The sequence below is a fragment of the Bradyrhizobium sp. CAR08 genome (assembly GCF_052871955.1).
Window position 1 is genome coordinate 146,250 of sequence record NZ_JBIXJX010000003.1, and the last position, 26,127, is coordinate 172,376.

26 protein-coding genes are annotated in these 26,127 nt (G+C 65.3%); 14 read left to right on the forward strand and 12 right to left on the reverse strand.

The genetic code is table 11. The annotated features are described in order from the left end of the window. Window positions 1-3 precede the first annotated feature (3 nt). From ACIPUD_RS08155 to rsmI, 5 genes are all read right to left on the reverse strand, one after another. Window positions 4-1,521: a type II and III secretion system protein family protein gene (locus tag ACIPUD_RS08155; protein WP_377786887.1), complete on the reverse strand. Its 1,518-nt coding sequence runs from the start codon at window positions 1,519-1,521 to the stop codon at window positions 4-6. Between the two features lie 10 nt (window positions 1,522-1,531). Continuing rightward, on the reverse strand, window positions 1,532-2,335 hold the full coding sequence (cpaB, locus tag ACIPUD_RS08160; RefSeq protein WP_018459615.1) for a Flp pilus assembly protein CpaB: 804 nt from the start codon (window positions 2,333-2,335) through the stop codon (window positions 1,532-1,534). A 363-nt stretch (window positions 2,336-2,698) separates the two neighbouring features. Next, complete coding sequence (gene gshB / locus ACIPUD_RS08165; protein WP_377786752.1) at window positions 2,699-3,643, reverse strand: glutathione synthase; 945 nt, start codon at window positions 3,641-3,643, stop codon at window positions 2,699-2,701. A gap of 10 nt (window positions 3,644-3,653) precedes the next feature. Beyond that, a complete protein-coding gene (locus ACIPUD_RS08170; RefSeq protein ID WP_085349269.1) occupies window positions 3,654-4,055 on the reverse strand; it encodes a YraN family protein in 402 nt (133 codons plus the stop codon). Continuing rightward, the gene (gene rsmI / locus ACIPUD_RS08175; protein ID WP_085349270.1) at window positions 4,042-4,992 is read right to left on the reverse strand and encodes a 16S rRNA (cytidine(1402)-2'-O)-methyltransferase; all 951 of its coding nucleotides are present in this window, start codon (window positions 4,990-4,992) and stop codon (window positions 4,042-4,044) included. Before rsmI ends, ACIPUD_RS08170 begins: the two co-directional genes overlap by 14 nt. 345 nt (window positions 4,993-5,337) lie before the next feature. Here rsmI and ACIPUD_RS08180 point away from each other — a divergent pair, with 345 nt between their 5' ends. Further along, window positions 5,338-6,591 (forward strand): penicillin-binding protein activator, encoded by a 1,254-nt coding sequence (locus tag ACIPUD_RS08180; protein WP_446480361.1) that lies wholly within the window; start codon window positions 5,338-5,340, stop codon window positions 6,589-6,591. A 51-nt stretch (window positions 6,592-6,642) separates the two neighbouring features. On the opposite strand, the gene hemW is transcribed toward ACIPUD_RS08180, so the two are convergent. Genes hemW through rph form a run of 3 tightly spaced genes read right to left on the reverse strand, consistent with a single transcriptional unit; the run spans window position 6,643 to window position 9,144 of the window. Continuing rightward, window positions 6,643-7,797 carry a radical SAM family heme chaperone HemW gene (gene hemW / locus ACIPUD_RS08185; RefSeq protein WP_377786747.1) on the reverse strand — a complete coding sequence of 385 codons (1,155 nt, stop codon included), beginning with the start codon at window positions 7,795-7,797 and terminating at the stop codon, window positions 6,643-6,645. Next, the gene (gene rdgB, locus ACIPUD_RS08190; RefSeq protein WP_018459609.1) at window positions 7,784-8,419 is read right to left on the reverse strand and encodes an RdgB/HAM1 family non-canonical purine NTP pyrophosphatase; all 636 of its coding nucleotides are present in this window, start codon (window positions 8,417-8,419) and stop codon (window positions 7,784-7,786) included. Before rdgB ends, hemW begins: the two co-directional genes overlap by 14 nt. Window positions 8,420-8,430: 11 nt before the next feature. Next, entirely contained in the window at window positions 8,431-9,144 is a 714-nt protein-coding gene (gene rph, locus ACIPUD_RS08195; RefSeq protein ID WP_007598482.1) for a ribonuclease PH, read from the reverse strand. Between the two features lie 181 nt (window positions 9,145-9,325). On the opposite strand from rph, the gene hrcA reads away from it, so the two are divergent. Further along, complete coding sequence (hrcA, locus tag ACIPUD_RS08200) at window positions 9,326-10,414, forward strand: heat-inducible transcriptional repressor HrcA (protein ID WP_007598483.1); 1,089 nt, start codon at window positions 9,326-9,328, stop codon at window positions 10,412-10,414. A gap of 96 nt (window positions 10,415-10,510) precedes the next feature. After that, a complete protein-coding gene (gene grpE, locus ACIPUD_RS08205) occupies window positions 10,511-11,128 on the forward strand; it encodes a nucleotide exchange factor GrpE (protein WP_085349936.1) in 618 nt (205 codons plus the stop codon). A gap of 141 nt (window positions 11,129-11,269) precedes the next feature. On the opposite strand, the gene pncA is transcribed toward grpE, so the two are convergent. Both pncA and ACIPUD_RS08215 read right to left on the reverse strand, forming a co-directional pair. After that, window positions 11,270-11,992, reverse strand: a complete 723-nt coding sequence (pncA, locus tag ACIPUD_RS08210) for a bifunctional nicotinamidase/pyrazinamidase (RefSeq protein WP_026233851.1) — start codon at window positions 11,990-11,992, stop codon at window positions 11,270-11,272. Between the two features lie 146 nt (window positions 11,993-12,138). Beyond that, on the reverse strand, window positions 12,139-13,080 hold the full coding sequence (locus ACIPUD_RS08215) for a hypothetical protein (protein ID WP_018459606.1): 942 nt from the start codon (window positions 13,078-13,080) through the stop codon (window positions 12,139-12,141). A 394-nt stretch (window positions 13,081-13,474) separates the two neighbouring features. Here ACIPUD_RS08215 and dnaK point away from each other — a divergent pair, with 394 nt between their 5' ends. From dnaK to ACIPUD_RS08255, 8 genes are all read left to right on the forward strand, one after another. After that, on the forward strand, window positions 13,475-15,376 hold the full coding sequence (gene dnaK / locus ACIPUD_RS08220) for a molecular chaperone DnaK (RefSeq protein WP_007598490.1): 1,902 nt from the start codon (window positions 13,475-13,477) through the stop codon (window positions 15,374-15,376). Window positions 15,377-15,651: 275 nt separating this feature from the next. After that, window positions 15,652-16,785 carry a molecular chaperone DnaJ gene (gene dnaJ / locus ACIPUD_RS08225; protein ID WP_018459605.1) on the forward strand — a complete coding sequence of 378 codons (1,134 nt, stop codon included), beginning with the start codon at window positions 15,652-15,654 and terminating at the stop codon, window positions 16,783-16,785. A gap of 88 nt (window positions 16,786-16,873) precedes the next feature. Then, on the forward strand, window positions 16,874-17,473 hold the full coding sequence (locus ACIPUD_RS08230) for a class I SAM-dependent methyltransferase (protein ID WP_007598495.1): 600 nt from the start codon (window positions 16,874-16,876) through the stop codon (window positions 17,471-17,473). Window positions 17,474-17,530: 57 nt separating this feature from the next. After that, window positions 17,531-18,109: an NADPH-dependent FMN reductase gene (locus ACIPUD_RS08235; protein ID WP_446480362.1), complete on the forward strand. Its 579-nt coding sequence runs from the start codon at window positions 17,531-17,533 to the stop codon at window positions 18,107-18,109. 6 nt (window positions 18,110-18,115) lie between these two features. Further along, window positions 18,116-18,826: an orotidine-5'-phosphate decarboxylase gene (gene pyrF, locus ACIPUD_RS08240; protein ID WP_018459602.1), complete on the forward strand. Its 711-nt coding sequence runs from the start codon at window positions 18,116-18,118 to the stop codon at window positions 18,824-18,826. A gap of 23 nt (window positions 18,827-18,849) precedes the next feature. Beyond that, window positions 18,850-19,161: a DUF1330 domain-containing protein gene (locus tag ACIPUD_RS08245; protein ID WP_446480363.1), complete on the forward strand. Its 312-nt coding sequence runs from the start codon at window positions 18,850-18,852 to the stop codon at window positions 19,159-19,161. Between the two features lie 257 nt (window positions 19,162-19,418). Then, complete coding sequence (gene dapB / locus ACIPUD_RS08250) at window positions 19,419-20,234, forward strand: 4-hydroxy-tetrahydrodipicolinate reductase (protein ID WP_018459600.1); 816 nt, start codon at window positions 19,419-19,421, stop codon at window positions 20,232-20,234. Between the two features lie 81 nt (window positions 20,235-20,315). After that, complete coding sequence (locus tag ACIPUD_RS08255; RefSeq protein WP_018459599.1) at window positions 20,316-20,939, forward strand: 2,3-bisphosphoglycerate-dependent phosphoglycerate mutase; 624 nt, start codon at window positions 20,316-20,318, stop codon at window positions 20,937-20,939. Between the two features lie 94 nt (window positions 20,940-21,033). Here ACIPUD_RS08255 and ACIPUD_RS08260 read toward each other — a convergent pair whose 3' ends face one another. Both ACIPUD_RS08260 and ACIPUD_RS08265 read right to left on the reverse strand, forming a co-directional pair. Continuing rightward, window positions 21,034-21,930 carry a methylated-DNA--[protein]-cysteine S-methyltransferase gene (locus tag ACIPUD_RS08260; RefSeq protein ID WP_018459598.1) on the reverse strand — a complete coding sequence of 299 codons (897 nt, stop codon included), beginning with the start codon at window positions 21,928-21,930 and terminating at the stop codon, window positions 21,034-21,036. Window positions 21,931-21,986: 56 nt separating this feature from the next. Then, window positions 21,987-22,520: a DUF2244 domain-containing protein gene (locus tag ACIPUD_RS08265; protein WP_446480364.1), complete on the reverse strand. Its 534-nt coding sequence runs from the start codon at window positions 22,518-22,520 to the stop codon at window positions 21,987-21,989. A 22-nt stretch (window positions 22,521-22,542) separates the two neighbouring features. On the opposite strand from ACIPUD_RS08265, the gene nth reads away from it, so the two are divergent. From nth to ACIPUD_RS08280, 3 genes are read left to right on the forward strand one after another with little or no spacing between them, the layout of a single operon-like run. Then, a complete protein-coding gene (gene nth / locus ACIPUD_RS08270; protein WP_446480365.1) occupies window positions 22,543-23,295 on the forward strand; it encodes an endonuclease III in 753 nt (250 codons plus the stop codon). A gap of 34 nt (window positions 23,296-23,329) precedes the next feature. Then, entirely contained in the window at window positions 23,330-24,466 is a 1,137-nt protein-coding gene (locus ACIPUD_RS08275) for an HlyD family secretion protein (protein WP_247474983.1), read from the forward strand. Then, on the forward strand, window positions 24,453-26,081 hold the full coding sequence (locus tag ACIPUD_RS08280; protein WP_247474984.1) for an MFS transporter: 1,629 nt from the start codon (window positions 24,453-24,455) through the stop codon (window positions 26,079-26,081). The genes ACIPUD_RS08275 and ACIPUD_RS08280 overlap by 14 nt, the downstream gene beginning before the upstream one ends. Window positions 26,082-26,127 lie beyond the last annotated feature (46 nt).

Below are 26,127 nucleotides of genomic sequence, written 5' to 3' on the forward strand. Positions count from 1 at the left end.
TCGTCAGTCGATGATGAAGCCGAAATCGCCGGGCGTGCCCGCGATCGGATCGACGCGGCGCGCGACGCCATAGAGGCGGTTCATGCGACCGAGCAGCGCCGTCTGGGCGTCAGACGCCGGGGCGAAGCCGTCGTCGGGCCGGGACAGTTCCTTCTGAGCCACCGCGCGCACCACATAAGGCGTCACGATCACCATCAGCTCGGTCTCGTTGTTGACGAAGTCCTGGCTGCGGAACAGCGCGCCGATGATCGGTACCTGGTCGACGCCGGGCAGGCCGTTGATCGCCTGTTTGGTCTGCTGCTGGATCAGGCCGGCCATGGCCATCGAACCGCCCGAGGGAATTTCCAGCGTCGTTTCGGCGCGGCGGGTCTGGATCGAGGGGATGGTGATCGAGTTGGTCGAGCTCGACGACAGCGCCTGGGTCACCGTGATGGCGCTTTGGTTCGACAGCTCGGACACCTCGGTCATCACCCGCAGGCTGATCCGTCCCTCGCTCAGCACGACCGGGGTGAAGTTCAGGGAGATGCCGAACTTCTTGTAGGTGATCTGGGTGGTGCAAACGTGGGTGACGGGATCGCAGGCATAGCCCGAGGGAATGGGGAATTCGCCGCCGGCGATGAAGGTGGCGGATTCGCCGGAGATCGCGGTCAGGCTCGGCTCGGCGAGCGTGCGCATGACACCGGCACTTTCCATCGCGCGCATCGTGGCGCTGACGGTCGCGAAGCCTTTGGTGAGACCGGCGACACCTAGTCCGTTGTTGCTGACGATCGGTCCGCCGCTGACCGAGAACGGGTTGGAATTGTTGAAGTTCACCACCGCGGTGCCGGCGTTCAGACTGGCGCTGAGATCGACGCCCAACTGCTTGACGATATCGCGGCGCACTTCGCCGACGACGACCTTGAGCATCACCTGGTCGCGGCCGCGCACGATGATGTTATTGACCACCTTGTCGGAGCCGCCGACCAGTTTCGCGGCGACGTCGCCGGCCTGCTGGGCCTCGACGGGGCTCGACACCGAGCCTGTCAGCATCACGCTGTCGCCGACGCCTTCGATCTGCACGCCCGGCAGCGACTGGCGCAGCGCCGTGCGCATGCCGTTGAGATCGCGCTTCACCGCGATATCGTAGGCGGCGACCTGCTGGCCGTCGGCGGCGAAGAACACGACGTTGGTCTGGCCGACCTGTCCGCCGATGATATAGGCGCGTTGGGCCGAGCGGATCACGGCATTGGCGATCTTGGGATCGGCGACCAGCACGTCCTTGACGTCGCGCGGCAGGTCGATGACGGCGGACTTGCCGACGCCGAGCGACAGGAAGCGCGTCTTCGCCGGCGCGATCGTCCCGACCGGCGAAACATCGAGATCGGCTGCCTGCATCGGCGCCTGGTCGCCGACCGGCGCATCTGCGGCGCTGACGATATCGGGGGCTGCGAGGAGCCCCAGGGTCAGCATCGTCCCCGTCCAGAACGAGCGCCCCCGATTCCCCCGAATGCGCTTGCCCGTCCGATCATCCCCGTAGTTCATCATGTCCCCATCACTTCTGTGACGTCAGTTGCCGCGCCTGTACGCCGTAGCGGATCACGTTGACCCCGCCGGACCGCTTGCTCGCCTGGTCCTCGGGCGTGCTGTCGACCGAGTTGGCATCGACGATGCTGCGCAGCGCGAGTGTCAGCGTGCCGCCCTGGCGCGCTGCCGATAGCGCGGCGACCTGGTCGGGTTTAAGCTCGAGCGTGACGGTCCTGCCGACGACGGCGTTCTGGCCGTCCTTTTCCTTCGGCGCCTGGTCGATCGCGAGCACGCGGATATTGGTCAGGATCGCTTCGGATAGGATGAGGTCGTTACCGGCGGCCCCGTCAGGATTCTTCAGGCGGCGGGTCAGCATGATGTCGACGCGGTCATTCGGCAGGATGAAGCCGCCGGCGGCAGTCTCGGCTGAAATCTCGGTGGAGACGGCGCGCATGCCCGACGGCAGGATCGCGGCCATGAAGCCGGAGCCGTCGGCCCTGACCAGCTTCTGCTCGCGGATTGGCTCGCCCTGCATCAACGGCACGCGTGCGATCGAGCCTGCAATCTGGATCTGCGCCTCGGGCCTGTTGTCGCGGCGGATGAAGGCGCTGCTCGCGGTCGCCGCCGGCCAGAGCTGCCATTGCAGGTCCTCGGGCTTCACGGCTTGACCGAGCTGAATGTCATTCTTGGCGACCAGGACCTCGACCGTCGGCAGCTTCTCGGCGACGGGGAGAACGGGCGCGGGCTTATTGTCATAGCCGCTCGCCAGATACGCAGCGACGCCGCCGGCGCCCAGCGCGATGACGAGAACGACAATGCGTGCGGTGTTCATACGCCTCTACTCTTACGCAGGGTACTCGAACCGCACCTGGCGGGTCCCCGTGTCGATGAGTAGGCAGCAAAAGTATAAGTGGTGTTGCGAGGCCGAATGTGATCGACGGCCGCACTGTGGTCTTTCGGCAGATGGTGAACGTCGCGTTAGCCGGTCGGCCACTGGCCCCGTAGTTTCACGCAGTGCGGCCACTGCGTTCGAATGATGCGCGCGGCGTCATGGTAAATGGGTGGTTAGTGGTGTGTGGGGTGATGCCGCGCATGCATTACGTAGCCTGGATGGAGCGAAGCGCAATCCGGGGCCGCTGAACATGATGTGGCATCCCGGATTTCGCTGCGCTCCATCCGGGCTACGGGCCGGCGGCTACTTCGCGCGCTTTTGCTCGATCACGTCCCAGAGCTTTGCGGCAACGTCCGGTCCGCCGAGCCGCGCGATGGCGCGGATGCCGGTCGGCGAGGTCACGTTGATCTCGGTGAGGTTGCCGTTGATGACGTCGATGCCGACGAACAACAGCCCGCGCTCGCGCAGCGCCGGGCCGACGGTGGCGCAGATCTCGCGCTCGCGCGGCGTGAGCTCGGTCTCCTGCGCTGCGCCGCCGCGCACCATGTTGGAGCGGAGGTCGTCCGTGGCCGGCACGCGATTCACCGCGCCGGCGAACTCGCCGTTGATCAGGATGATGCGCTTGTCGCCGTGCTTTACCTCGGGGATGAACTGCTGGATCACCCAGGCTTCCTTGAACGTCACGGAGAACATGTCGAACAGCGAGCCGAAATTCATGTCCTGCGGCATCACGCGGAACACCGCAGCGCCGCCATGGCCGTGCAGCGGCTTCATGACGACGGCGCCATGCCTGTCGCGAAACGCGTTGATCTCGTCGAGGTCGCGCGAGATCAGCGTCGGTGGCATCAGCTGCGGGAAGTTCATCACGAACAGCTTCTCCGGCGCGTTGCGCACGGAGGCGGGATCGTTGACGACGAGCGTCTTCGGATGGATGCGTTCGAGAAGGTGCGTCGAGGTGATGTAGGCGAGGTCGAACGGCGGATCCTGGCGGAGCAGCACCACGTCGAACCCGTTGAGCGCCTCGCGCCTAGGTTCGCCCAGGGTGAAATGATTGCCCGGCTCATCGCGCACGGTGAGCAGCTGAACCGGAGCGACGATTTCCTCGCCGACCATCGAGAGCTTGTCGGGCGTGTAATAGGACAGGCCGTGGCCGCGCTTCTGCGCCTCCAGGAGCAGCGCAAAGGTGGAATCGCCCTTGATGTTGATGCGGGCGATGGGGTCCATCTGGACGGCGACGTTCAGTTTCATGGTCTGCCTTTCAGGTCGAGGCGTCGAATGCCGCCAACACATGGCGTGGAAGTCGTTTCGGCGCAATCAGCATGGCATCGAATCGCATTTCAAATTCCGCATGCTCGGGATGCGCGACGAGCCAGCCTTGCGCGGCATCGATGATGCGCTGCTGCTGGCGCGGCGTCACGGCGAAGGCGGCGTCGTCAAGCGTCGCGCGCGCCTTGACCTCGACGAAGGCGATCAAATTGCGGCGGCGCGCCACGATGTCGATCTCGCCATGCGGCGTGCGGTAACGTTTGGCGAGGATGCGGTAGCCCTTGGCCATGAGATAGGCCGCGGCGCGGCTTTCCGCGGAGATGCCGGTGCGAAACGCGGCGACGCGCTCGGGCGAGGCGATTTTCGGTTCCGCCGGGGCCTCATTCTTCGCCATCGCCGCCCCGCAGATCTTTGGCAAGCTCGAGCGCGCGGGCATAGACCTCGCGGCGCGGCCGGCCCGAGAGCGCGACCGCATGCGCCACCGCATCCTTGACGCTGTTCGCGGCGAGCTGCTCGCGCAGAAGGTCGTCGAGCGCGTCCGATGTCAGCATTCCGGCATCCGCCGCAGGTGGAGCGATCACCAGCACGAATTCGCCGCGCGTCTCCAGCGTATCGGCATCGCGCGCCAGCTCACGCAGCGTCGCGCGCGAAATCTGCTCGTGCAGTTTGGTCAGCTCGCGGCAAATCGCGGCTTCCCGGGTCCCCATGATCTCGGCGAGCTCGGCGAGCGTGTCCTGCACGCGGTTGCCGGAATCGAACATCACCAGCGTCGCATCGATGCGCGCAAGCTCGGCCACGCGCGACTTTCGCGCGGCGGATTTCGAAGGCAGAAAGCCTTCGAAGAAGAAGCGGTCGGTCGGCAGCGCTGCGACCGATAGCGCCGCCAGCACCGAGGACGGGCCGGGCAGCGCGTAGACCGCGTGGCCGGCGGCGCAGACCTCGCGCACCAGCTTGTAGCCGGGGTCCGAGATCAACGGCGTGCCGGCATCCGACACCAGCGCGATCGAGCCGCCCTGCGAAAGCCGCTCCAGGATCTTCGGACGGGCCGCTTCAGCGTTGTGCTCGTGATACTGCTTGAGCTGCGCAGAGATGTCGTAGCGCTCGGTCAGACGCCGCGTGATGCGGGTGTCCTCACAGGCGATGACATCGACCCCGGCGAGGGTCTGCAGCGCCCGCAGCGTGATGTCACCGAGATTGCCGATGGGGGTCGCGACCAGGTGCAGGCCAGGCGCGGCCTTCGGCGCGACAAGCCGATGGGCGTCGACGGAGAAACCGCGCGAGGCGGCCTCCGTCGTCTCAGGTGTGTTTGTCGGGGACGGCTTTGCGCGCATAATCAGACGAACTTAGGTATGATCCCCGGGGCTGGGAACCGGTCCCCGGAAAAAGATCGTGCCTGGGCGAGGCAAGGGGCGAGGCAGGACTGGAATGTGATCCATTCGGCATCACATTCCCCAGGGAATGAAGCGTCAGCGCCATATTCGCGGCGGAAACGCCGCCTTGATGCTGGGTGACGGACGGCGGACAGCTAGCCAGAACTTGAGCGGAAGCCGCGTTAAGCGGGCATTATCCTTTTGTTTGAGTTAACTATTTGCCGACGATATGCCTGAATCCATGGCCGGTGTCGTGGAAAGAATGTCGTGACCGGCTGGCGACGGTCGGTCGGAAGAGAAACTGTCATGACGGGCCCACGTGATCCCAGATCTTCCCTTTCGGAGGAGTCTCCCGTTCAGGGGCCCCTGATGTCAGGGGCGACCCGGCGAAGCGCGCTCGGCCTGTTGCTCGGCACGCCGCTGCTGTCGGCCTGCGCCGGCGTGCAGCAGAGCCTGAGCCAGTTCTCCAATCCGTTCAGCAGCTCCTCTCCGCCTCCGGCCCAGCCGGCCGGGCCGCCGCAGCAGGCGACGACCGCCGGCACCGGCGGGGTGAAGGTTGCCGTGATCCTGCCGCTGTCGGCATCCGGCAATGCCGGCCTCGCTGCGCAGTCGATGCGCAATGCCGCCGAGATGGCGTTGGCCGAGTTCCAGAATCCCAACATCCAGCTCCTGATCAAGGACGACAATGGCAGCCCGCAGGGCGCGCAGGCCAGTGCGCAGCAGGCGGTCGACGAGGGCGCCGAGATCATCCTCGGGCCGCTGTTCGCGCAATCGGTGCCTGCAGTGGCGCAGATCGCGCGCACGCGCGGCATCCCGGTGATGGCGTTCTCGACCGATTCCAGCATTGCCGGCCGCGGTGTCTATCTGCTGAGCTTCCTGCCGGAGTCGGACGTCAACCGCATCGTCGAATATTCTGCCAGCATCGGAAAGCGCTCCGTCGCCGTGCTCGTGCCCGACAATGCCTATGGCAATGTGGTCGAGGCCGCGGTGAAGGCGGCGGTGCCGCGCCGCGGAGGGCGCATCGTCGCGTTCGAGAAATACGGCGCCGATCGCGCCACGCCGGCCCGCACCGTGGCGCAGCAGCTCGGTAGCGCCGATGCGCTGTTCATCGCCGACGATGGCGATGCCGTCGTCTCGGTCGCCGATGCGATGAGTGCGGCGGGTGCGAATCTACGCAATATCCAGCTGCTCGGCACCGGCCTGTGGGACAGTCCGCGCGTCTATGCCAGCTCCAACTTGCAAGGCGGCCTCTACGCCGCGCCGGACCCGGCGGGCTTCCGCGCCTTCTCCGGCCGCTATCGCACCAAATACGGCGCCGAGCCCGTGCGCACCGCCACGCTTGCCTATGATGCGGTCGCCCTGGTGGCCGCGCTGGCGCGTACGCAGGGCACGACGCGCTTTTCGTCGGACGTGCTCACCAATCCCTCCGGCTTTGCCGGCATCGACGGCCTGTTCCGCTTTCGCGCCGACGGCACCAATGAGCGGGGCTTGGCGGTGATGAAGGTCACGACCGGCGGCGGCGTTGCGGTCGCGGGCTCGCCGAAGAGCTTTGGGGCGTAGCTGTTTCCTCGACGTCGTCCTGGCTTTCGCCAGGACGACGATGGAGAGACTTTACGCCGCGAGATCCGCGACCACCGCGTCCAGCACCGGAAAACCGCTGCTCGTCACGCGCAGCCGTCCCGTTGCATCCACCGTGATTGCACCTTCCTCGCTCAGCAGCGTGATGCGCTTGGGATCGAGTGAGCGGCCGGAGAGCGCTTTGTAACGGTCGGGGTCGATGCCCTCGGCGAGGCGCAATCCCATCAACAGGAATTCGTCGGCGCGCTCTTCGCTGTTGAGGAGATCGTCGGTGACGACGCCGTGGCCGTTGGTCTCGACCCGCATCAGCCAGGCTTCGGGGCGCTTCTCGGTGGCGGTCGCGTGCCTGATACCGTCGATGTCGAGGCGGCCATGGGCGCCGGGGCCGATGCCGGCATATTCTTCGCCGCGCCAGTAGACCAGATTGTGCCGGCACTCGGCGCCGCGCCGCGCGTGATTTGAAATCTCGTAGGCGGGCAGGCCGAGCCTGTCGCAGGTCTCCTGCGTGACGTCGTAGAGCGCGCGTGCGACCGCTTCATCCGGCGTCTTCAGCTTGCCGGCTTGATGTAGGCCGAAGAACGGCGTGCCTTCTTCGATCGTCAATTGATAGAGCGACAGATGCTCGGCCGCCTCGCCGATCGCGAGGCGCAATTCATCGGCCCACATCGCCGGCGTCTGGTCGGGACGGGCGTAGATCAGGTCGAACGAATAGCGATCGAACGAGCGGCGCGCGATAGCGACGGCATCGAGGGCCTCGCGCGCGCTGTGCATGCGGCCGAGCGCTTTCAGCGAGGCATCGTCGAGCGCCTGCACGCCGAGCGAGACGCGGTTGACGCCGGCGGCGCGATAGCCGGCGAAGCGCGTAGCCTCGACGCTGGTCGGGTTTGCCTCCAGCGTGACTTCGACGTCTTTCGCCACGGCCCAGTGCTTGCCGATGGCGTCGAGCACAGCGCCGACGGTTGCAGGCTGCATGAGCGAGGGCGTACCGCCGCCGAGAAAGATCGAGGTGACTTCGCGTCCGTGCGCGCGCTCGGCGGTCGCAGCGATTTCGCGCGCGAATGCTGACGCAAACCGCGGCTCGTCGATCGCGGCGTGGCGAACGTGGCTGTTGAAGTCGCAATAGGGGCACTTCGACAGGCAGAACGGCCAGTGCACGTAGACGCCGAAGGCTTCCTTAGCGCGGCTCAAGGCAGATCTCCGCCAGTTTCACGAAGGCGCGGGCACGATGCGACAGGCCGAGACCGAGCGGCGGCAGGCCGTGCTTCTCGATGCTCTCCATCTCGCCGAAGGTGCGGCTATGGCCGTCGGGCAAAAACATCGGGTCGTAGCCGAAGCCGGCGGTGCCGCGCGGCGGCCACACCAGCGTGCCGTCGACGCGCCCCTCGACCTCTTCGAGATGATCGTCGGGCCATGCAACGCAGAGCGCGGAAACGAAGTGCGCCTTGCGTTTGGCCGGCGTGGTCGCGCCGCGCTCCTGCAACAGACGCTCGATCTGCGCCATCGCTGCGGCAAAATCCTTGTTCGGGCCGGCCCAGCGCGCCGAGTAGATGCCGGGCGCGCCGTCGAGCGCGTCGACCACGATGCCGGAATCATCGGCGAAAGACGGAAGCTTCGTCGCCTGCGCCGCCGCGATCGCCTTGATCGCGGCATTGCTGCGGAAATCGTTTCCGGTTTCTTCCGGCTCGGGAAGGCCGAGCTCGCCGGCCGACACTGCTTCGATGCCGTAAGGCGCGAGTAGCTCCTTCATCTCGGCGAGCTTGCCGGGATTATGGGTCGCGATAACCAGCTTTCCGGTGATTCGGCGGTGCATCGGGCTATTGACTACGCTACCGCCAGTTTCTGCAAGTCCACGAGACGCGCGACGCCCTTGCGCGCCAGCGCCATCAACGCCAGGAACTCGGCTTCCGTGAACGGCTCGCGTTCCGCGGTGCCCTGGACCTCGATGATGCGGCCATCGCCGGTCATGACGAAATTGGCGTCGGTGTCGGCTTCGGAGTCCTCGGCATAGTCGAGGTCGAGCACGGGCGTGCCCTTGTAGATGCCGCAGGAGATCGCGGCGACGTTGTCGCGCAACACATTGGCCTTGACCATGTTGCGCGCCTTCATCCAGCTGACGCAATCGGCGAGCGCGACCCAGGCACCGGTGATCGAGGCGGTGCGGGTGCCGCCGTCGGCCTGGAGCACGTCGCAATCGACCGTGATCTGGCGCTCACCGAGCGCTTCGAGATTGATGATGGTGCGAAGCGAGCGGCCGATCAGGCGCTGGATTTCGACGGTGCGGCCGCTCTGCTTTCCGGCGGAGGCCTCGCGGCGGGTGCGTTCCGAGGTCGCGCGCGGCAGCATGCCGTATTCGGCGGTGACCCAGCCGCGGCCCTGGCCCTTCAGCCATGGCGGCAGGCGGTCTTCCAGCGTGGCGGTGACCAGCACGTGGGTGTCGCCGAATTTCACCAGGCACGAGCCTTCCGCATATTTGACCACGCCGCGCTCCAGCGTCACGGGGCGCAATTCGTCGGGCGCACGGCGGCTTGGCCGCATGGGAAATCCTCCAAAACTCTCGGAAAAGGGCTGTTGGCGGTGCTTGTAGGGGGGGTGAGGGTGGGCGGCAAGGGGGAAGATCGAGGCCTTCTTCACCCCCGATTTCCAATCCGCCAACGCCACGCTTGTCAGAAGCATCCGGGATAGACAAATTACCTGTGTCTTAGAGGAGTTACCGTCTGTGGCCCATCACGATCCGATCCATCTGATCGCGCCGCGCGCGGGCCTCGCCCAGCTCAACGAGCGTTCCCGCGACATCTTTCGTCAAATCGTCGAAAGCTATCTCGCGACCGGGGAGCCGGTGGGCTCGCGCAATATTTCGCGCCTGATTGCCATGCCGCTGTCGCCCGCCTCGGTCCGCAACGTCATGGCCGATCTGGAACAGCTCGGCCTGATCTACGCCCCGCACACCTCCGCCGGCCGATTGCCGACGGAACTCGGCCTGCGGTTCTTCGTCGATGCCCTGATGCAGGTCGGCGACCTCAATGACAGTGAACGGCAGGCGATCCAGAGCCAGTTGACCTCCGTCGGCCACGCGCAATCGGTGGAGGCTGCGCTCGAGGAGGCATTGACGCGGCTCTCCGGCCTGACCCGCGCGGCCGCGGTCGTGCTGACGCCGAAATCCAATGCGCGGCTGAAACATATCGAATTCGTCCGCTTGGAACCGGAAAAGGCATTGGTGATCCTGGTCGGTGAGGACGGGCAGGTCGAAAATCGCGTGTTGACGCTGCCGCCGGGAGTTCCATCCTCGGCGTTGACCGAAGCCGGCAACTTCCTCAATGCCCGCATCCGAGGCCGGACCTTGGCCGAGGCGCGGCTGGAGCTCGAGACCGCGCTCGGAGAGGCGCGCACCGAGCTCGATCAGCTGACGCACAAGGTGATCTCGGCCGGCATCGCCAGCTGGTCCGGCGGCGAGAACGAGGATCGTCAGCTCATCGTCCGCGGCCACGCCAATCTGCTCGAGGATTTGCATGCGCTGGAGGATCTCGAGCGCGTTCGCCTGCTGTTCGACGATCTCGAGACCAAGCGCGGCGTGATCGACCTGCTCGGCCGGGCCGAGACCGCGGAAGGCGTGCGGATCTTCATCGGCAGTGAGAACAAGCTGTTCTCGCTGTCGGGTTCGTCCACCATCATCTCGCCTTATCGGGACGCCGCCGGCCATATCGTCGGCGTTTTGGGCGTGATCGGGCCGACGCGGCTGAATTATGCCCGCGTGATCCCCACCGTGGACTACGCTGCCCGCATCGTCAGCCGGCTCTTGGGGGGCTGACCGGCGGCCGGGCCGATCACGGGCGCTTGATTTTCGCCGCCCGAAGCACGATATCCGGGCCAGAAACCCCCTGAGACGAATGCGAAAAGAGAGCCGATGACCGATCGAGACCGGCAACCCGAAGACACGAGTGCTGCGGCCGGCGAGCCCGTGGTGTCAAAACCGTACATCATGCCCGACGATCCCGAGCCCGGCTCGGTCGAGCTTCTGCAGAAGGAAGTCGCCGAGGCGCGCGACCGCATGCTGCGGACGCTGGCCGAGATGGAGAATCTGCGCAAGCGGACTACCAAGGAGGTCGCGGATGCCCGCCTCTACGGCATCACCGGCTTTGCCCGCGACGTGCTCGACATCGCCGACAACCTCCAGCGCGCGCTCGATGCCGTTCCGGCCGAAGCCCGTGCGGCGGCCGATGCAGGCCTCGCCTCGCTGATCGAGGGCGTCGAGCTGACCGAGCGCTCGCTGCTCAGCGCGCTGGAAAAACACGGCGTGAAGAAGTTCGACCCCTCGGGCCAGAAGTTCGACCCGAACTTCCAGCAGGCGATGTTCGAGGTGCCCGATGCGTCGGTGCCCGCGGGCACCGTCGTGCAGGTCATGCAGGCCGGCTACACCATCGGCGAGCGCGTGCTGCGTCCCGCCTTGGTCGGTGTCGCCAAGGGTGGCGCCAAGGCCGCGCCGGCTGCCAACAGCAACGAGCCGAACGGCGCGGCCAACTAGTTGATCCTCATGGGGAGGAGGCGCGTCAGCGCCGTCTCAAACCATGCAGGTCGCGCTGCTGCAGCGGGGCCTTCATCCTTCGAGACGCGCGCGGAGAAGCGCGCTCCTCAGGATGAGGGTCTTGCAGTTTTTTGACCGGGCCTAGGCGCTCGCCGCGATATCTGCGGACTGAATCCGCTTCACGCCGGCCTTGGCCATGTCGGCCCAGGCTTTTGCCAGCGAACCCTGATTGTCGATGCCGCGGCAGGCGTCTTCCACCACATAGACCTCGAAGCCCGCCTTGCGCGCGTCGAGCGCGGTCCAGGCGACGCAGAAATCCGTCGCCAGCCCCGCGACGAAGACGCGCTTGATCTTGCGCGCCTTCAGATAGCCGGCGAGACCGGTCGAGGTCTTGCCGTCGGCTTCGAGGAAGGCCGAATAGCTGTCGACGTCCTTGTGAAAACCCTTGCGGATGATGAGCTCGGCGTGCGGGATCGCAAGGTCTTTCGACAGCGCGGCGCCGTCGGTGCCCTGCACGCAATGGTCGGGCCACAGCACCTGCTTGCCGTAGGGAAGATCGACGGTCTCGAACGGCTTCTTGCCGGCGTGGACTGACGCAAAGGAAATATGGCCTTGCGTGTGCCAGTCCTGCGTCATCACCACATTCGAAAATGCTTTCGAGATCTTGTTGATGACGGGCACCACCTGCTCGCCTTCCTTCACGGCAAGGCTGCCGCCGGGCAGGAAGCAGTTCTGCACGTCGATCACGAGCAGCGCGGATGCATCGTCCGGCTTGATCGATGCCGCTGCCAGAATTGCCGTGGGCGCGAGCGCCACGAGCGCGCTCGTCCCGAGCGCCGCCAAGACTTGTCGCCGATCCAGCATCATTCGCCTCCCTCCAGGATGAACTCAACGGAGGGGGAGCCTAGTTCCGTTCGTATACGAACAGAAGCCCGAAAATGCAGCCGGCTTTGGTGAGTGGTTGGGCTTGAGCCGCGGGTTCGGTGCACCTCTCCCGCTTGCGGATGCTGCTAGCCCTTCGGCTGGATGCCGTCGCGGACCGCGCGGAAGCGGGTGAAGGCGGCCGGCCATTGCTCGCGCGGGGCGCTGGCGATGATGCGCAGCGAGGCGCCGCCGCTGCTGAAGCGGATCCACTGCACCACGGTCACCGGCGTCTTGTCCTTGCCGCTGACGCCGTCGATCCGGGTCTCGAAACCCTGCTGGCCGCTGATGCGGATCGGCTCGGACATGGTGACGCGCGACTCGCGCACGCCGGGAATCTGGAGCGCCGCCTCCTGGGCGAAGCGGGCGCGGTCGTCGGCGGCTTGCGGGGTGGCGCCAATCACGCCGAGGATGATAAACGGCTTCGATTCATAGCCGGAGCTCTCGTCGCCGTCGGCCAGGATGATACTCGAGCCCGGCGCCAGCGTGCGGACGTCCTTGAAGTCGGCGAGATCGGTGATCTTGAACGGCATCAGTGCGATCTGCTCTTCGGCCGAGACCTGCTTCCGGGTGACGACGCTCGCGAACATCTGCCGCACCGCCTCGTCGGTGTAGATCTTGATCGCATTCTCCGGAATCTGCACCGCGACGTAGCCGGAGAAGCCGGCGCCCGGCACGATCATCGAATAGCGCCGCACTGGCGTCTCGCCCGCCTTGCCGCTCTCCGTGGTGAAATAGGCCACGCCCGCGGGCGTCTCGATCTTGTCCTGCTTGACGCCGTTGGTGCCGGCCGGGTTGGAGTTGAAGGCGCTCACGACCTCGCCATAGGCGGCCGGCGGCAGCTCCGTGATCAGCACCTTGACGTTGCCGTCCTCGCTCTCGAAGCCGGGAAAGGTCTTGGCCGTGCTGAGGCCGACCAATGGCACCATGCCGAGGCGCAAGCCGGGTGGGAAAACGGCGTCGGCGGCCAGAGCCGGAAGCGTAGAGGCGACGAGGAGGGCGAGCGCGGCGAGGGGGCGGATCAGCTTCATGGGCACTCTGATTGGTTCACATTGAGGCCGTTCGATGGTGGCCAGCCGGCCGCTTTGTCGCGCGAGGCAGCCCGAGGACGAGCCCGGCCGGCTGCCCGCCTTTTAACGGTTTTGGTCTGGCCGCAACAGGGCGGGGCGGGATGCGGTAGCGGATGCCGGCCAATCGCGGACCTGTTAATAATTCCTCACCCGCAAGGGCGGTGCAGCCCGGATATGTTCTTCCAAAACCCAATGTTTTCACGGCCGAAACTTGCGTTCGGTCCTTGCAGGCACCTCCCCCCCTCCTATATGACCCCCAACCATCGCAATATCGCGAATGTTTGATCTTAGGGGGTTTCGGTTCGGGTGCCTTCTGGGCCCAGCCAGCCTGCCGCAAAAACAAGGATACAGGACCATGGGAAAGGTCATCGGGATCGACCTCGGCACCACGAATTCGTGCGTCGCCGTAATGGATGGCAAGAACGCCAAAGTCATCGAGAATTCCGAAGGCATGCGCACGACGCCTTCGATCGTCGCCGTGACGGACGACGGTGAGCGCCTCGTCGGCCAGCCGGCCAAGCGCCAGGCCGTCACCAATCCCGAGCGCACGTTCTTCGCAGTGAAGCGCTTGATCGGCCGCCGCTACGACGACCCGATGGTCGAGAAGGACAAGAAGCTCGTTCCGTACAAGATTGTTAAGGCTTCCAACGGCGACGCCTGGGTCGAGGCCGACGGCCAGACCTACTCGCCCTCGCAGGTCTCGGCGTTCATCCTGCAGAAGATGAAGGAGACCGCGGAAGCCCATCTCGGCCAGAAGGTCGACCAGGCCGTCATCACCGTGCCCGCCTACTTCAACGACGCCCAGCGCCAGGCGACCAAGGACGCCGGCAAGATCGCGGGCCTTGAAGTGCTGCGCATCATCAACGAGCCGACCGCGGCCGCGCTCGCCTACGGCCTCGACAAGACCAAGGCCGGCACGATCGCCGTGTACGATCTCGGCGGCGGCACGTTCGATATCTCGATTCTCGAAATCGGCGACGGCGTGTTCGAGGTGAAGTCGACCAACGGCGACACCTTCCTCGGCGGCGAAGACTTCGACATGCGCCTGGTCGGCTATCTCGCCGACGAATTCCAGAAGGAGCAGGGCATCAACCTGCGCAACGACAAGCTCGCGTTGCAGCGCCTGAAGGAAGCCGCCGAAAAGGCCAAGATCGAGCTGTCGTCGACGACGCAGACCGAGATCAACCTGCCCTTCATCACCGCGGACCAGACCGGCCCGAAGCATCTGACGATGAAGCTCACCCGCGCCAAGTTCGAGGCGCTGGTCGATGACCTCGTTCAGAAGACCGTCGAGCCCTGCCGCAAGGCGCTGAAGGATGCCGGCCTCACCGCCGCCGAGATCGGCGAAGTGGTGCTGGTCGGCGGCATGTCGCGCATGCCGAAGGTCCAGGAAGTCGTGAAGCAGCTGTTCGGCAAGGAGCCGCACAAGGGCGTCAACCCAGACGAAGTCGTGGCGATCGGCGCCGCGATCCAGGCCGGCGTGCTTCAGGGCGACGTCAAGGACGTGCTGCTGCTCGACGTGACCCCGCTGTCGCTGGGCATCGAGACTCTGGGCGGCGTGTTCACCCGCATCATCGACCGCAACACCACGATCCCGACCAAGAAGAGCCAGGTGTTCTCGACCGCCGAGGACAGCCAGAACGCGGTCACCATCCGCGTCTTCCAGGGCGAGCGTGAAATGGCGGCCGACAACAAGATGCTCGGCCAGTTCGACCTGATGGGCATTCCGCCGGCCCCGCGCGGCATGCCGCAGATCGAGGTGACCTTCGACATCGACGCCAACGGTATCGTCAACGTCTCGGCCAAGGACAAGGCCACGTCCAAGGAGCAGCAGATCCGCATCCAGGCCTCCGGCGGTCTGTCGGAAGCCGACATCGAGAAGATGGTCAAGGACGCCGAGGCCAATGCCGAGGCGGACAAGAAGCGCCGCGAGGCCGTGACTGCCAAGAACGACGCGGATGGACTGGTGCATTCGACTGAGAAGGCACTGGCCGAGCACGGTTCGAAGGTCGCCGAGACCGAGCGCCGCGCCATCGAGGATGCCGTCAGCGACCTCAAGGAAGCGCTGAAGGGCGACGATGCCGAAGCGATCAAGGCCAAGACCCAAACGCTGGCCCAGGCTTCGATGAAGCTCGGCGAGGCCATGTACAAGCAGCAGGCCGAGGCCGACGCCAAGAAGGATGCGGCCAAGGACGACGTCGTCGACGCGGAATTCACCGAAGTCGACGACGACAAGACCAACAAGAAGTCCGCCTGAACCCCGCGAGGGTGATGATGCGGACGGCTTGGACCCTCCACACGCCAACGGCCTCCTCCCTCGCGGGGGAGGCCATCGTGTCGGGCTCGACAAGCCAAGGCACTGATAAAATCGGCACTGATAAAATCGGGGCCGTTACGATCGATCAATTCCCAGCCGTTATTCTGAACACTGCCGTGCAATCCTCTGCCGCGAGGCGGAAGGGTGCTTATATCGCTGCATGGCGACGTTGCTTCGCTCCGACTTGAATCGCGATCGGATAGACCGAGCTCATCATGTCCACGTCCACCAAGCGCTGCTACTACGAAACCCTCGAAGTCGAACGCGATGCCGACGATTCCGCGCTGAAATCGTCGTTCCGCAAGCTGGCGATGAAGTTTCACCCCGACCGTAATCCCGGGGACAACACCAGCGAAGTCAAGTTCAAGGAAATCAACGAGGCCTACGAGGTCCTGAAAGACAAGGACAAGCGCGCCGCCTATGACCGTTACGGCCATGCCGCCTTCGAGCAGGGCGGCGGTGGCGGCGCCGGTTTCGGCGCGGGCTTCGCCTCCTCCTTTTCCGACATTTTCGAAGATTTGTTCGGCATGGCCGGACAGCGCGGGGGCCGTGGCGGCCGCGAGCGCGGCGCCGACCTGCGCTACAACATGGAAATCACGCTCGAGGAAGCTTTTGGCGGCAAGACCGCGCAGATCGAGATCCCGGTCTCGGTCACTTGCGAAGCCTGCTCGGGCATCGGAGCCAAGGCCGGTACCAAGCCGAAGACCTGCTCGACCTGCGGCGGCGCCGGACGCGTACGGCAGTCGCAGGGCTTCTTCACGCTGGAGCGAACCTGTCCGGGCTGCCAAGGCCGCGGCCAGATGATCGAGGACGCCTGCCCGTCCTGCTCGGGTCAGGGGCGCGTCACCCGCGAGCGGACGCTGTCGGTCAACATTCCCCCTGGAGTCGAGGACGGCACCAGGATCAGGCTTGCCGGCGAGGGCGAGGCCGGGGTCCGCGGCGGCCCGCCCGGCGACCTCTACATCTTCCTGTCGCTGGCCCAGCACCAGTTCTTCCAGCGCGACGGCGCCGATCTGCATTGCCGCGTGCCGATCTCGATGGTGACGGCGGCGCTTGGCGGCGAGTTCGAGGTGCCGACCATCGAGAAGGGCAAGACCAAGGTGAAGGTCCCTGCGGGGACCCAGTCCAGCCGTCGATTCCGCATCGCATCAAAAGGCATGCCGGTGCTGCGCTCGCGCCAGATGGGCGACATGTACGTTCAGGTCGTGGTCGAGACCCCGCAAAATCTCACCAAAAAGCAGCAGGAATTGCTGGCCGAGTTCGACAAACTCTCCTCCGGCAACACCCAGCCGGAATCCGAGGGTTTCTTCACCAAGGTCAAGGATTTCTTCGGTAATCGGGCGAGTTGACGCGTCTTGACCGTGCCGCTTTCGGCCTATACGTCTTTATGACCATTTTCTGACACGCCGCGGTCCCGCGGTCCCGGCCGGTCCCGACATGCCATTGCCATCGTCCGCGCGTGCGTTGAAGAAGCCCCGTCTCGATGACGAGGTGCGTTTTCTCCGGTCATGGATCGAAAAGCCCCTGCACATGGGTGCGGTGATGCCGTCGGGCAAGCTGCTGGCCCGGACCATGGCCCATTACGTCGACGTCAATTCGGACGCACCGGTGGTCGAGCTTGGGCCCGGCACCGGCGCCATCACCTCGGCCCTGGTCGAGCGCGGCGTCGATCAGAAACGTCTCGTCCTCGTCGAATACAATCCGGGCTTCTGCGCCCTGCTGCGCGACCGCTATCCGCAAGCCAAGGTGGTGCAGGGCGACGCCTATCGCCTGCGCGACACGCTGTGGAATGTGCTGAGCGCGCCGGCCTCTGCGGTTGTCTCCGGCCTGCCGCTGGTCACAAAACCGATGCTGACGCGGCTGCGGCTCATCCGCGACGCCTTCACGGCCTTGGCCCCCGGTGCGCCCTTCGTCCAGTTCACCTATGCGGTGGTGCCGCCGATTCCGAAATCGCTGCCCGGCGTGTCCACAGAGGCCTCCGAACGGATCTGGATGAACCTTCCGCCGGCCCGCGTCTGGGTGTATCGCAAGGACTAATTCCGCCGGCATTCCTGTTTGCGTGGCGGTCTCGTTTCGCCGAACGCATGGAAGCGGATGTCCGCACCGAAAATTCTGATCATTCCCGGCTCCCTGCGCACCGGCTCGCACAATGCGAAGCTGGCAGCGGTCGCTGCCTATGCATTCGATCAGGCCGGTGTCGACGTCACCCGGATCTCGCTCGGCGACTTTCCGCTGCCGATTTATGACGGCGACCTGCAGGCCAAATCCGGTGTGCCCAAGCACGCGATCAATCTCAAGCGCATGATCGGCGCGCATCATGGCGTGTTGATCGTCTCGCCCGAATACAACGCCTCGGTGCCGCCGCTGCTGAAGAACGCGATCGACTGGGTCAGCCGCGTGCATGAGCTGCACGAGCCGCGCGGCGAGGTGTTCCGCAACCGCGTCTTCGCGCTCGCCGGCGCATCGCAGAGCCGGCTTGGCGCGGCTCGCGCGCTGCAGGCGTTGCGGCTGATCCTGACCTCCTGCCACGCCAATGTGATTGCCAGCCAGCTGACGCTCGCCTTTGCCGACCAGGCCTATGACGATATGGACAGGCTGAAGCACGAGGGCGATATCGCCGCGTTGAAGGAACTGGTGCGGCAGTTGATCGACGTTTCCCAACGCATGATGTGAGGTGACATGACGCCAGCCGAGATTGCCCCGAAAGACCGCCTGATCGTCGCGCTCGATCTGCCCAGCGTTGATGCCGCGGAAGCTATGGTCAACCGGCTCGGCGACAGCGTCACCTTCTACAAGATCGGCTATCGGCTCGCTTATGCCGGCGGCTTGCCGCTGGTCGGCAAGCTCGCCGATCAGGGCAAGAAGGTCTTTCTCGATCTCAAGCTGCACGACATCGGCAACACCGTGGCGCAGGGCGTCGACAGCATCACAAGGCTCGGCGCGACCTTCCTCACCGTGCACGCTTATCCGCAGACCATGAAGGGTGCCGTCGAAGGTCGCGGCAGCTCGAACCTGAAGATCCTCGCCGTCACTGTTCTGACGTCCTACAACGAGGACGATCTGCACGCGGCAGGCTTCCGGCTCGGCGTCTCCGAGCTCGTCGAAGCGCGCGCGCAGCAGGCGCAGGTGCTCGGCATCGACGGGCTGGTATCGTCGCCCGAGGAAGTCGGAGCCTTGCGCAAGATCGTCGGCCACCAGATGAGCCTCGTCACCCCCGGCATCCGGCCGGCGGGCGCCGCGAGCGGCGACCAGAAACGCATCATGACGCCGGGCCGCGCGATTGCGGCCGGCGCGGATTATCTCGTGGTCGGGCGGCCGGTGGTGGAAGCCACGGACTCCAGGGCGATCGCCGAGGCCATCCAGGCCGAGATCGCGCAAGCGCTCGGCTAACTAACAACACAGGGAGAAGAACAATGGCAAAAGGCTACTGGATCGGACGCGTCGACGTGAGCAGTGACGAGGGCTACAGGCCCTATGCCGTCGCCAATGGTCCGATCTTCAAGAAATGGGGTGGCCGCTTCGTCGTCCGCGCCGGCAAGTTCACCACCGTCGAAGGCGCCAGCCGCACCCGCAATGTCGTGATCGAATTCCCGGACTACGAGACCGCGATCGCCTGCTACAACTCGCCGGAATACCAGGCCAACATCAAGGTGCGCCAGCCGCACTCCGTCGCCGACCTCATCATCGTCGAGGGCTATGACGGCCCGCAGCCGTCAGACGGCTGAGGCGCGAACTCCTCTTATTACTCTTGTCGAAATGCTCGGCCTGCATGGTTCGCCCGGCGATGCAGAGCATCGTCCGGAACGCCGCCTTGCGGGCTCCTCACCATGAGGGTCTGATATCTTGCCGCAAGACGCGACCTCATCCTGAGGGCCGCCACAGGCGGGCGTCTCGAAGGATGGCCGCAGGCGACCTGCCCCTAATCCCCCTCGGTTGCCGGAACTGCATCCCCCCGCTACAACGGCCGTGAGAGGATCGCACCATGTCCGATATGCGCTTGATCGTTGCTGGAGCCGGCGGCCGGATGGGCCGGGCGCTGACGCGGGCGATTGCCGAGACCAAAGGCGCGGTGCTGGCCGGCGCGCTGGAGGCGCCGGGCTCGGAGCTGCTCGGCAAGGATGCCGGCGTGCTGGCAGGTCTGCCGGCCAATGGCATCAAACTCTCCGGCGATCTCTGGGCGATGTCGAAGGACGCCGACGGCATTCTGGATTTCACCGTGCCCGCGGCGACCCTCGCCAATGTCGCGATCGCCGCCGAGCGCGGCCTCGTGCACGTAGTCGGAACGACCGGCCTGTCGGGCTCCGACAACGCCGTGATCAAGAGCGTCACCAACCGCGCCGTCGTGGTGCAGTCCGGCAATATGAGCCTGGGTGTCAATCTGCTTGCCGCTGTGGTCAAGCGAGTCGCCAAGGCGCTCGACGAGAGCTTCGACATCGAGATCGTCGAGACCCATCACCGCATGAAGATCGACGCGCCCTCGGGCACGGCACTGATGCTGGGCCAGGCCGCAGCTAGCGGCCGCGGCATCGCGCTCGACGAGCATGCAGACCGCGGCCGCGACGGCATCACCGGCGCACGCAAGCCCGGCGACATCGGCTTTGCGTCGTTGCGCGGCGGCACCGCGGCCGGCGATCACAGCGTGAGCTTCCTCGGCGCGTTCGAGCGCCTGACGCTGTCGCATCACGCGGAGGATCGCATGCTGTTCGCCCACGGCGCGCTGAAAGCCGCGCTCTGGGCGCATGGCAAGAAGCCGGGGCACTACTCCATGGCCGACGTACTCGGCCTGTCCGACATCTGAACGAAGCATGATCCGGAAAAGTGTGAAGCGGTTTTCCGACAAGATCATGCTTAAACAACGAACGAAACGGAAAAGCAGTCGATGAGCGAACGTCTTCTCGTGCTGGTGCGGCACGGCCAGAGCGAATGGAATCTGAAGAACCTCTTCACGGGCTGGAAGGATCCTGATCTCACCGAGCTCGGCGTCAAGGAAGCCTCGGAAGCCGGCCGCAAGCTGAAGGCGCAGGGTCTCGTGTTCGACGTTGCATACACCTCGGTCTTGACGCGCGCACAGCACACGCTCGATCTCATTCTCGGCGAGCTCGACCAGAAGGGCCTGTCGACGACGAAGAACCTCGCGCTGAACGAGCGCGACTATGGCGATCTCTCCGGTCTCAACAAGGATGACGCCCGCAAGAAATGGGGCGAGGACCAGGTGCTGATCTGGCGCCGCTCCTACGACGTGCCGCCGCCCGGTGGCGAAAGCCTGAAGGACACGCTGGCGCGCGCGCTGCCGTATTACGTGCAGGAGATCCTGCCCGGCGTGCTCAACGGCAAGCGCACATTGGTCGCGGCTCACGGCAATTCGCTGCGCGCGCTGATCATGGTGCTGGAAAAGCTCTCGCCCGAAGGCATTTTGAAGCGCGAGCTCGCCACCGGCGTGCCGATCATCTACCGGCTCAATGCGGATTCGACGGTGGCATCGAAGCTGGATCTGGCGGGTTAAAGACGTTCGCGCGCGACTGAGTCCCGCCAAGCACTCGGTGTCGTCCTGGCTTTCGCCAGGACGACTAAGTGGGGCAGTTTACGCGTGGCAACTCTTACTGCAGCCCCAGCTGCCCGGCCTCCCAGCCCAGCATCGCCTGCTTGCGAGTGATGCCCCAGTGGTAGCCGGTGAGCGTGCCGCTCTTGCCGAGCGCGCGGTGGCAGGGCACGACGAAGGACACCGGGTTCTTGCCGACGGCGGCGCCTACGGCGCGTGACGCTTTCGGGCTGTTGATGTTGCAGGCGATGTCCGAATAGGACACCGCGCGGCCCATCGGGATCTTCAGCAAGGTCTCCCACACCCGCACCTCGAAATCGGTACCGATCATCACCACGCGCAGCGGCTGGTCCGGCCGCCAGAGTTTTGTGTCGAAGATGCGCTGCGCCAATGGTGCGGTACCTTCGTGATCCTCGACGTAAGTTGCGTTCCGCCATCGCCGCGTCATGTCGGCAAGCGCCACCTGTTCCTCACCGGGATCGGCGAAAGCGAGTCCCGACAATCCGCGATCGGTCGCGATCACGATCGCGGTGCCGAACGGTGAGTGATGGAAGCCGTAGCGCAAGGTGAGGCCGGCGCCGCCGTTCTTCCATTCGCCCGGCGACATCGCCTCATGGGTGACGAAGAGATCGTGCAGCCGGCCCGGACCCGAAAGCCCGGAGTCGAGTGCCGCATCGAGGATGCTCGCGGAGTCCCGTAGCAGGCCCTTGGCGTGATCGAGCGTGAGCGCCTGCATGAAGGCCTTCGGCGTGATCGAGGCCCAGCGGCGGAACAGATGGTGCAGCTCGTCCGGGGTGACGCCGGCCGCATCCGCCATCGCCTCGATGGTCGGCTGCGTGCGCCATTTTTCGGAGATGAAGGCGATCGCCCGGCGCACGGAATCATAGTCGCGCATCGCGGCGTTCTGGGAGCCCGGCCCGGCCAGGCGCTGGTCATGTATCGCGAGTGTCATCATGCCTGGAAATGTAGGAGAGGGCGGGGTGCGAAACCACCCGATTTCCGATCCGCAAATCAGGTCACCGGATTGTAGGTCGGACCGCGCCTGGCGGCATTTAAGGCCTCAACCAAACCCTTGTAAAAACTTGCCTTTTCGTCGGGCCCCAGGAAGCGGGCGATCTGGATCTGGTGACCTCGCGAGATCAGATAGAGATGCTGGATGCCAAAATCCTCGTCGATTTCCATGTCGAGTCGAACCCAGAGCGGATTGAAGGTCCATTCGACGACCTGGCCATGCTGGCTGACGCGCCGCACGCGCAATTCAGATGGCGTGACCACGATCTCCTCGCTGGCCCGCGCCGCACGGAAATTGGCCTTGAAAGCCCACCAGATCACCAGCACGTCGAGGCCGAAAAAGCCGAACACCGGCCAGGCGCCCATCATCAGGAAGACGAGGCCGGTGACGAAGCTGACGGCGCTCAGGAACAGCATCACGGCGAGGAAGCCGGTGCGGTTCAGCGAGCGGTGCGGCGTCAGGCGCGCGGAAAAGATCTGAGGCTCAGCCTCGCTTGCAGATCGTTCGCGCTCAATTTCATTGCCTGTGCTCATCGTCCCTCAGTATATCCCGATCATGGCGAAAATCACCCGCAAGCCGGCCCCCCGCAAAACGTCCGTGCCGAAGAAAAAGGCGAAGGCGGCCGCCGCGAAGCCTAAGGCCACCGGCAAGAAATCCCTCAAGGCCACGAAACCCTGGACGCCGCCCGAGGTCCACGAGGTCTTCAGCCGTTTCCGCAAGGCCAACCCGGAGCCAAAGGGGGAGCTCGAGCACGTCAATCCCTTCACGCTGCTGGTCGCCGTGGTGCTGTCGGCACAGGCGACTGACGCCGGCGTCAACAAGGCGACGCGTGCGCTGTTTGCGATCGCCGACACGCCGCAGAAGATGCTCGACCTCGGCGAGGAACGCCTGCGCGAGTACATCAAGACCATCGGCCTCTACCGCACCAAGGCGAAAAACGTGATCGCGCTGTCGGCAAAGGTGCTCAGCGAGTTCGGCGGCGAGGTGCCGCGCACGCGCGCCGGGATCGAGTCGTTGCCCGGCGCCGGGCGCAAGACCGCCAATGTCGTGCTCAACATGGCCTTCGGCGAGCACACCATGGCGGTCGACACGCATGTCTTCCGCGTCGGCAACCGGACCGGACTTGCGCCCGGCAAGACGCCGCTGGAGGTCGAGCTTGGTCTCGAAAAGGTGATCCCGGCCGAGTTCATGCTGCATGCCCATCATTGGCTGATCCTGCATGGCCGCTATACTTGCCTCGCGCGCAAGCCGCGCTGCGAGGTTTGCCTGATCAACGATCTCTGCCGGTGGCCGGAAAAGACGGTCTGAAAATAGCGTTCGGGAAAGTGGTTTGGAGTCTAGCGTGAGTCAGCAGGAACAAATCTCGCCATCGCCACCTCCTGCTACACCGGCGCCGCCACCGAAGCCAACGCAGCCACCGGCGAGTTCGCTCTGGAGCCGGCTCGCGATTCCGCTGTTCGCGGTGATCGTCGCGCTCGGCTTCGTCGCGCTTGCAACGCAGCGCTTCGACGAATGGGTCGGCAATTCGGTGGTCCAGACCACCAACGACGCCTATGTGCGCGCCGAGCTGACGCGGCTCGCCAGTCGCGTCTCCGGCGAAGTGCTGACCGTCGGGGTCACCGACTTCCAGCGCGTCAAGGCCGGCGATCTCCTGATCCAGATCGATCCTGCCGACTATGAGACGCAAGTCGCCCAGGCCGAAGCGGCGGTCGCCGCTGCGCAGGCCGTGCTCGACAATCTGGCGAACCAGATCGAGCTGCAATATGCGACGATCGCGCAGGCGCAAGCCGCGCGGCTCTCGGCCGAAGCCGTGGAGGTCGAGGCGCGGCAGGAGCAGGAGCGTCAGCAGTCGCTGTCGCAGACCGAATCCGGTACGCGGCAGCGCTTCGAACAGGCGGTCGCAGGCTATGCCAAGGCGCAGGCCGACGTGCGCGCGAGCCGCGCCGTGATCGCGGCCCAGCAGCACCAGCTCGAAGTCCTGCAAGGCACCAGGAAGCAGCGCGCGGCCGATCTAGAAGCGACCAAGGCGACGCTGGCGAGCGCGAAGCTAAAGCTCGGCTACACCAAGATATCCGCGCCGTTCGATGGCGTCGTCGGCGAGCGACAGGTCCAGCCCGGCGACTACGTCAACATCGGCACCAACCTCATCAACGTCGTGCCGTTGCCGAAGGTCTATGTGATCGCGAATTACAAGGAGACCCAGCTTACCCACGTCGCACCGGGTCAGCCGGTCGAGATCACCGTCGACAGTTTCCCGCGCGAGAAGCTGCGCGGCCGGGTCGAGCGCATTGCGCCCGCGACCGGCGCGCAGGTCGCGCTGCTGCCGCCGGACAACGCAACCGGCAATTTCACCAAGGTCGTGCAGCGCATTCCCGTGCGCATCCAGTTCGACGACAACCAGCCGCTGCTGGCGCGGCTGGTGCCGGGCATGTCGGTCGTCACCAGCATCGACACCAAGGCCGGCAATGGCGGAAAATGACGATTCCAGTCGCGGACCGCTCTCGCGCGGCGGCGTCGCCCCGCAGCCGCTGTTTGCGGTGGCGGCGGTGCTGCTCGGCTCGTTCCTCGCCAATTTTGACAGCCGGCTGACCACGATTGGCCTGCCGGACCTGCGCGGCGCGTTCTCGCTCTCGTTCGACGAGGGCGCATGGCTCTCCACGGCGGGCATCGGCTCGCAGATCTTCATCGCGCCCGCGGTGGCCTGGCTTGCCACCGTATTCGGCCTGCGTCGCGTGCTGGGTATCCCCAGCCTCGTCTATGCCGCGGTCTCGCTGATCATCCCGTTCGTGCACGACTATCCGACATTGCTCGCGCTCAGCGTCGTGCATGGCCTCCTGCTCGGCACCTTCGTGCCGGCGACGCTGATGATCGTGTTCCGCAATTTACCGATCCGCTGGTGGCTTCCGGCGATCTCGATCTATTCGATCCGCGTCGGCTTCGCGCTCGATACATCGAGCTCGCTGGTCGGCTTCTATGTCGACCATCTCGGCTGGCAATGGCTGTACTGGCAGAGCGTCCTGATCGCGCCGCTGATGGGCCTGATGGTCTATTGGGGCACGCCGAACGAGCCGGTGAATCGCGCTTTGCTGCGCGACGCCGATTGGGGCGGCATGCTGCTGCTCGGCGCCGGCGTCTCGATGATCTATGCCGGGCTCGACCAGGGCAACCGTCTGGACTGGCTGGGGTCGGGGACTGTGATGGCGTTGATCATTGCCGGCGCGGTGCTGGTCGCGGGCTTCCTCGTCAACGAGTCCCTGGTGCGGCAGCCCTGGGCGCATGTGAACGTCTTGTTCTCGCGCAATATCGGCCTGGGGCTGGTCCTGATCCTGCTCTACACGCTGACCAGCCTCTCCAACGCGTCGCTGGTGCCGAATTTCCTCGCCACCATCGCCCTGCTCAGGCCGGAGCAGAGTGGCTTGCTGCTGCTCACCTGTGGCGCCTTGCCAATGTTCGTGCTGGTGCCGCTCTCGATCTGGCTGCTGCGGCATTTCGATACGCGCACGGTGGTGGTCGTGGGATTTGCCTGTTTCGCCGCCGCCAATCTCTGGGGCACGCAGCTCAGCCATGATTGGGCGCGCGAGGATTTCGCGGGCATCGTGCTGCTCCAGGCGATCGGGCAGTCGCTGACCTTGCTGCCGCTGATCATCACGCTGCTGTCCAACTCCGATCCGAGCCGTGCGACCTCGTTTGCCGCCTATATCCAGATCATGCGGCTCGGTGGCGCCGAGATCGGCGTCGCGTTGATGGGGACGTGGCTGCGCGTCCGCGAGCAGATCCATTCCTTCTATCTCGGCCAGAATCTCGGTGTCGGCGACGTCGACGTGGTCCGCATGCTGAAACAGCTCGCCGACCATTTTGCGGCCCATGGTGCCGGCTCGGCACAGGCACGCGCGGTCGGTACGCTCGCCGGCCTCGTCCAGCGCGAGGCCAATGTGCTCGCCTATATCGACGGCTTCTGGCTGTGCTTCTGGGTCGCGATGGCGGCGCTCGGCGTCGTCGCCCTAGTCACCCGTGCCCCGCCCGGCCCGTTCACGCCGGCGCCGTTCGGCTTCGCCAGGATGCTGTTGCGCAGATGCGGAGTGCCCCTGACGTAGGTTCAGGATCCAGACGACCCACGCGCCGAGCGACGGTCCGGGTTGG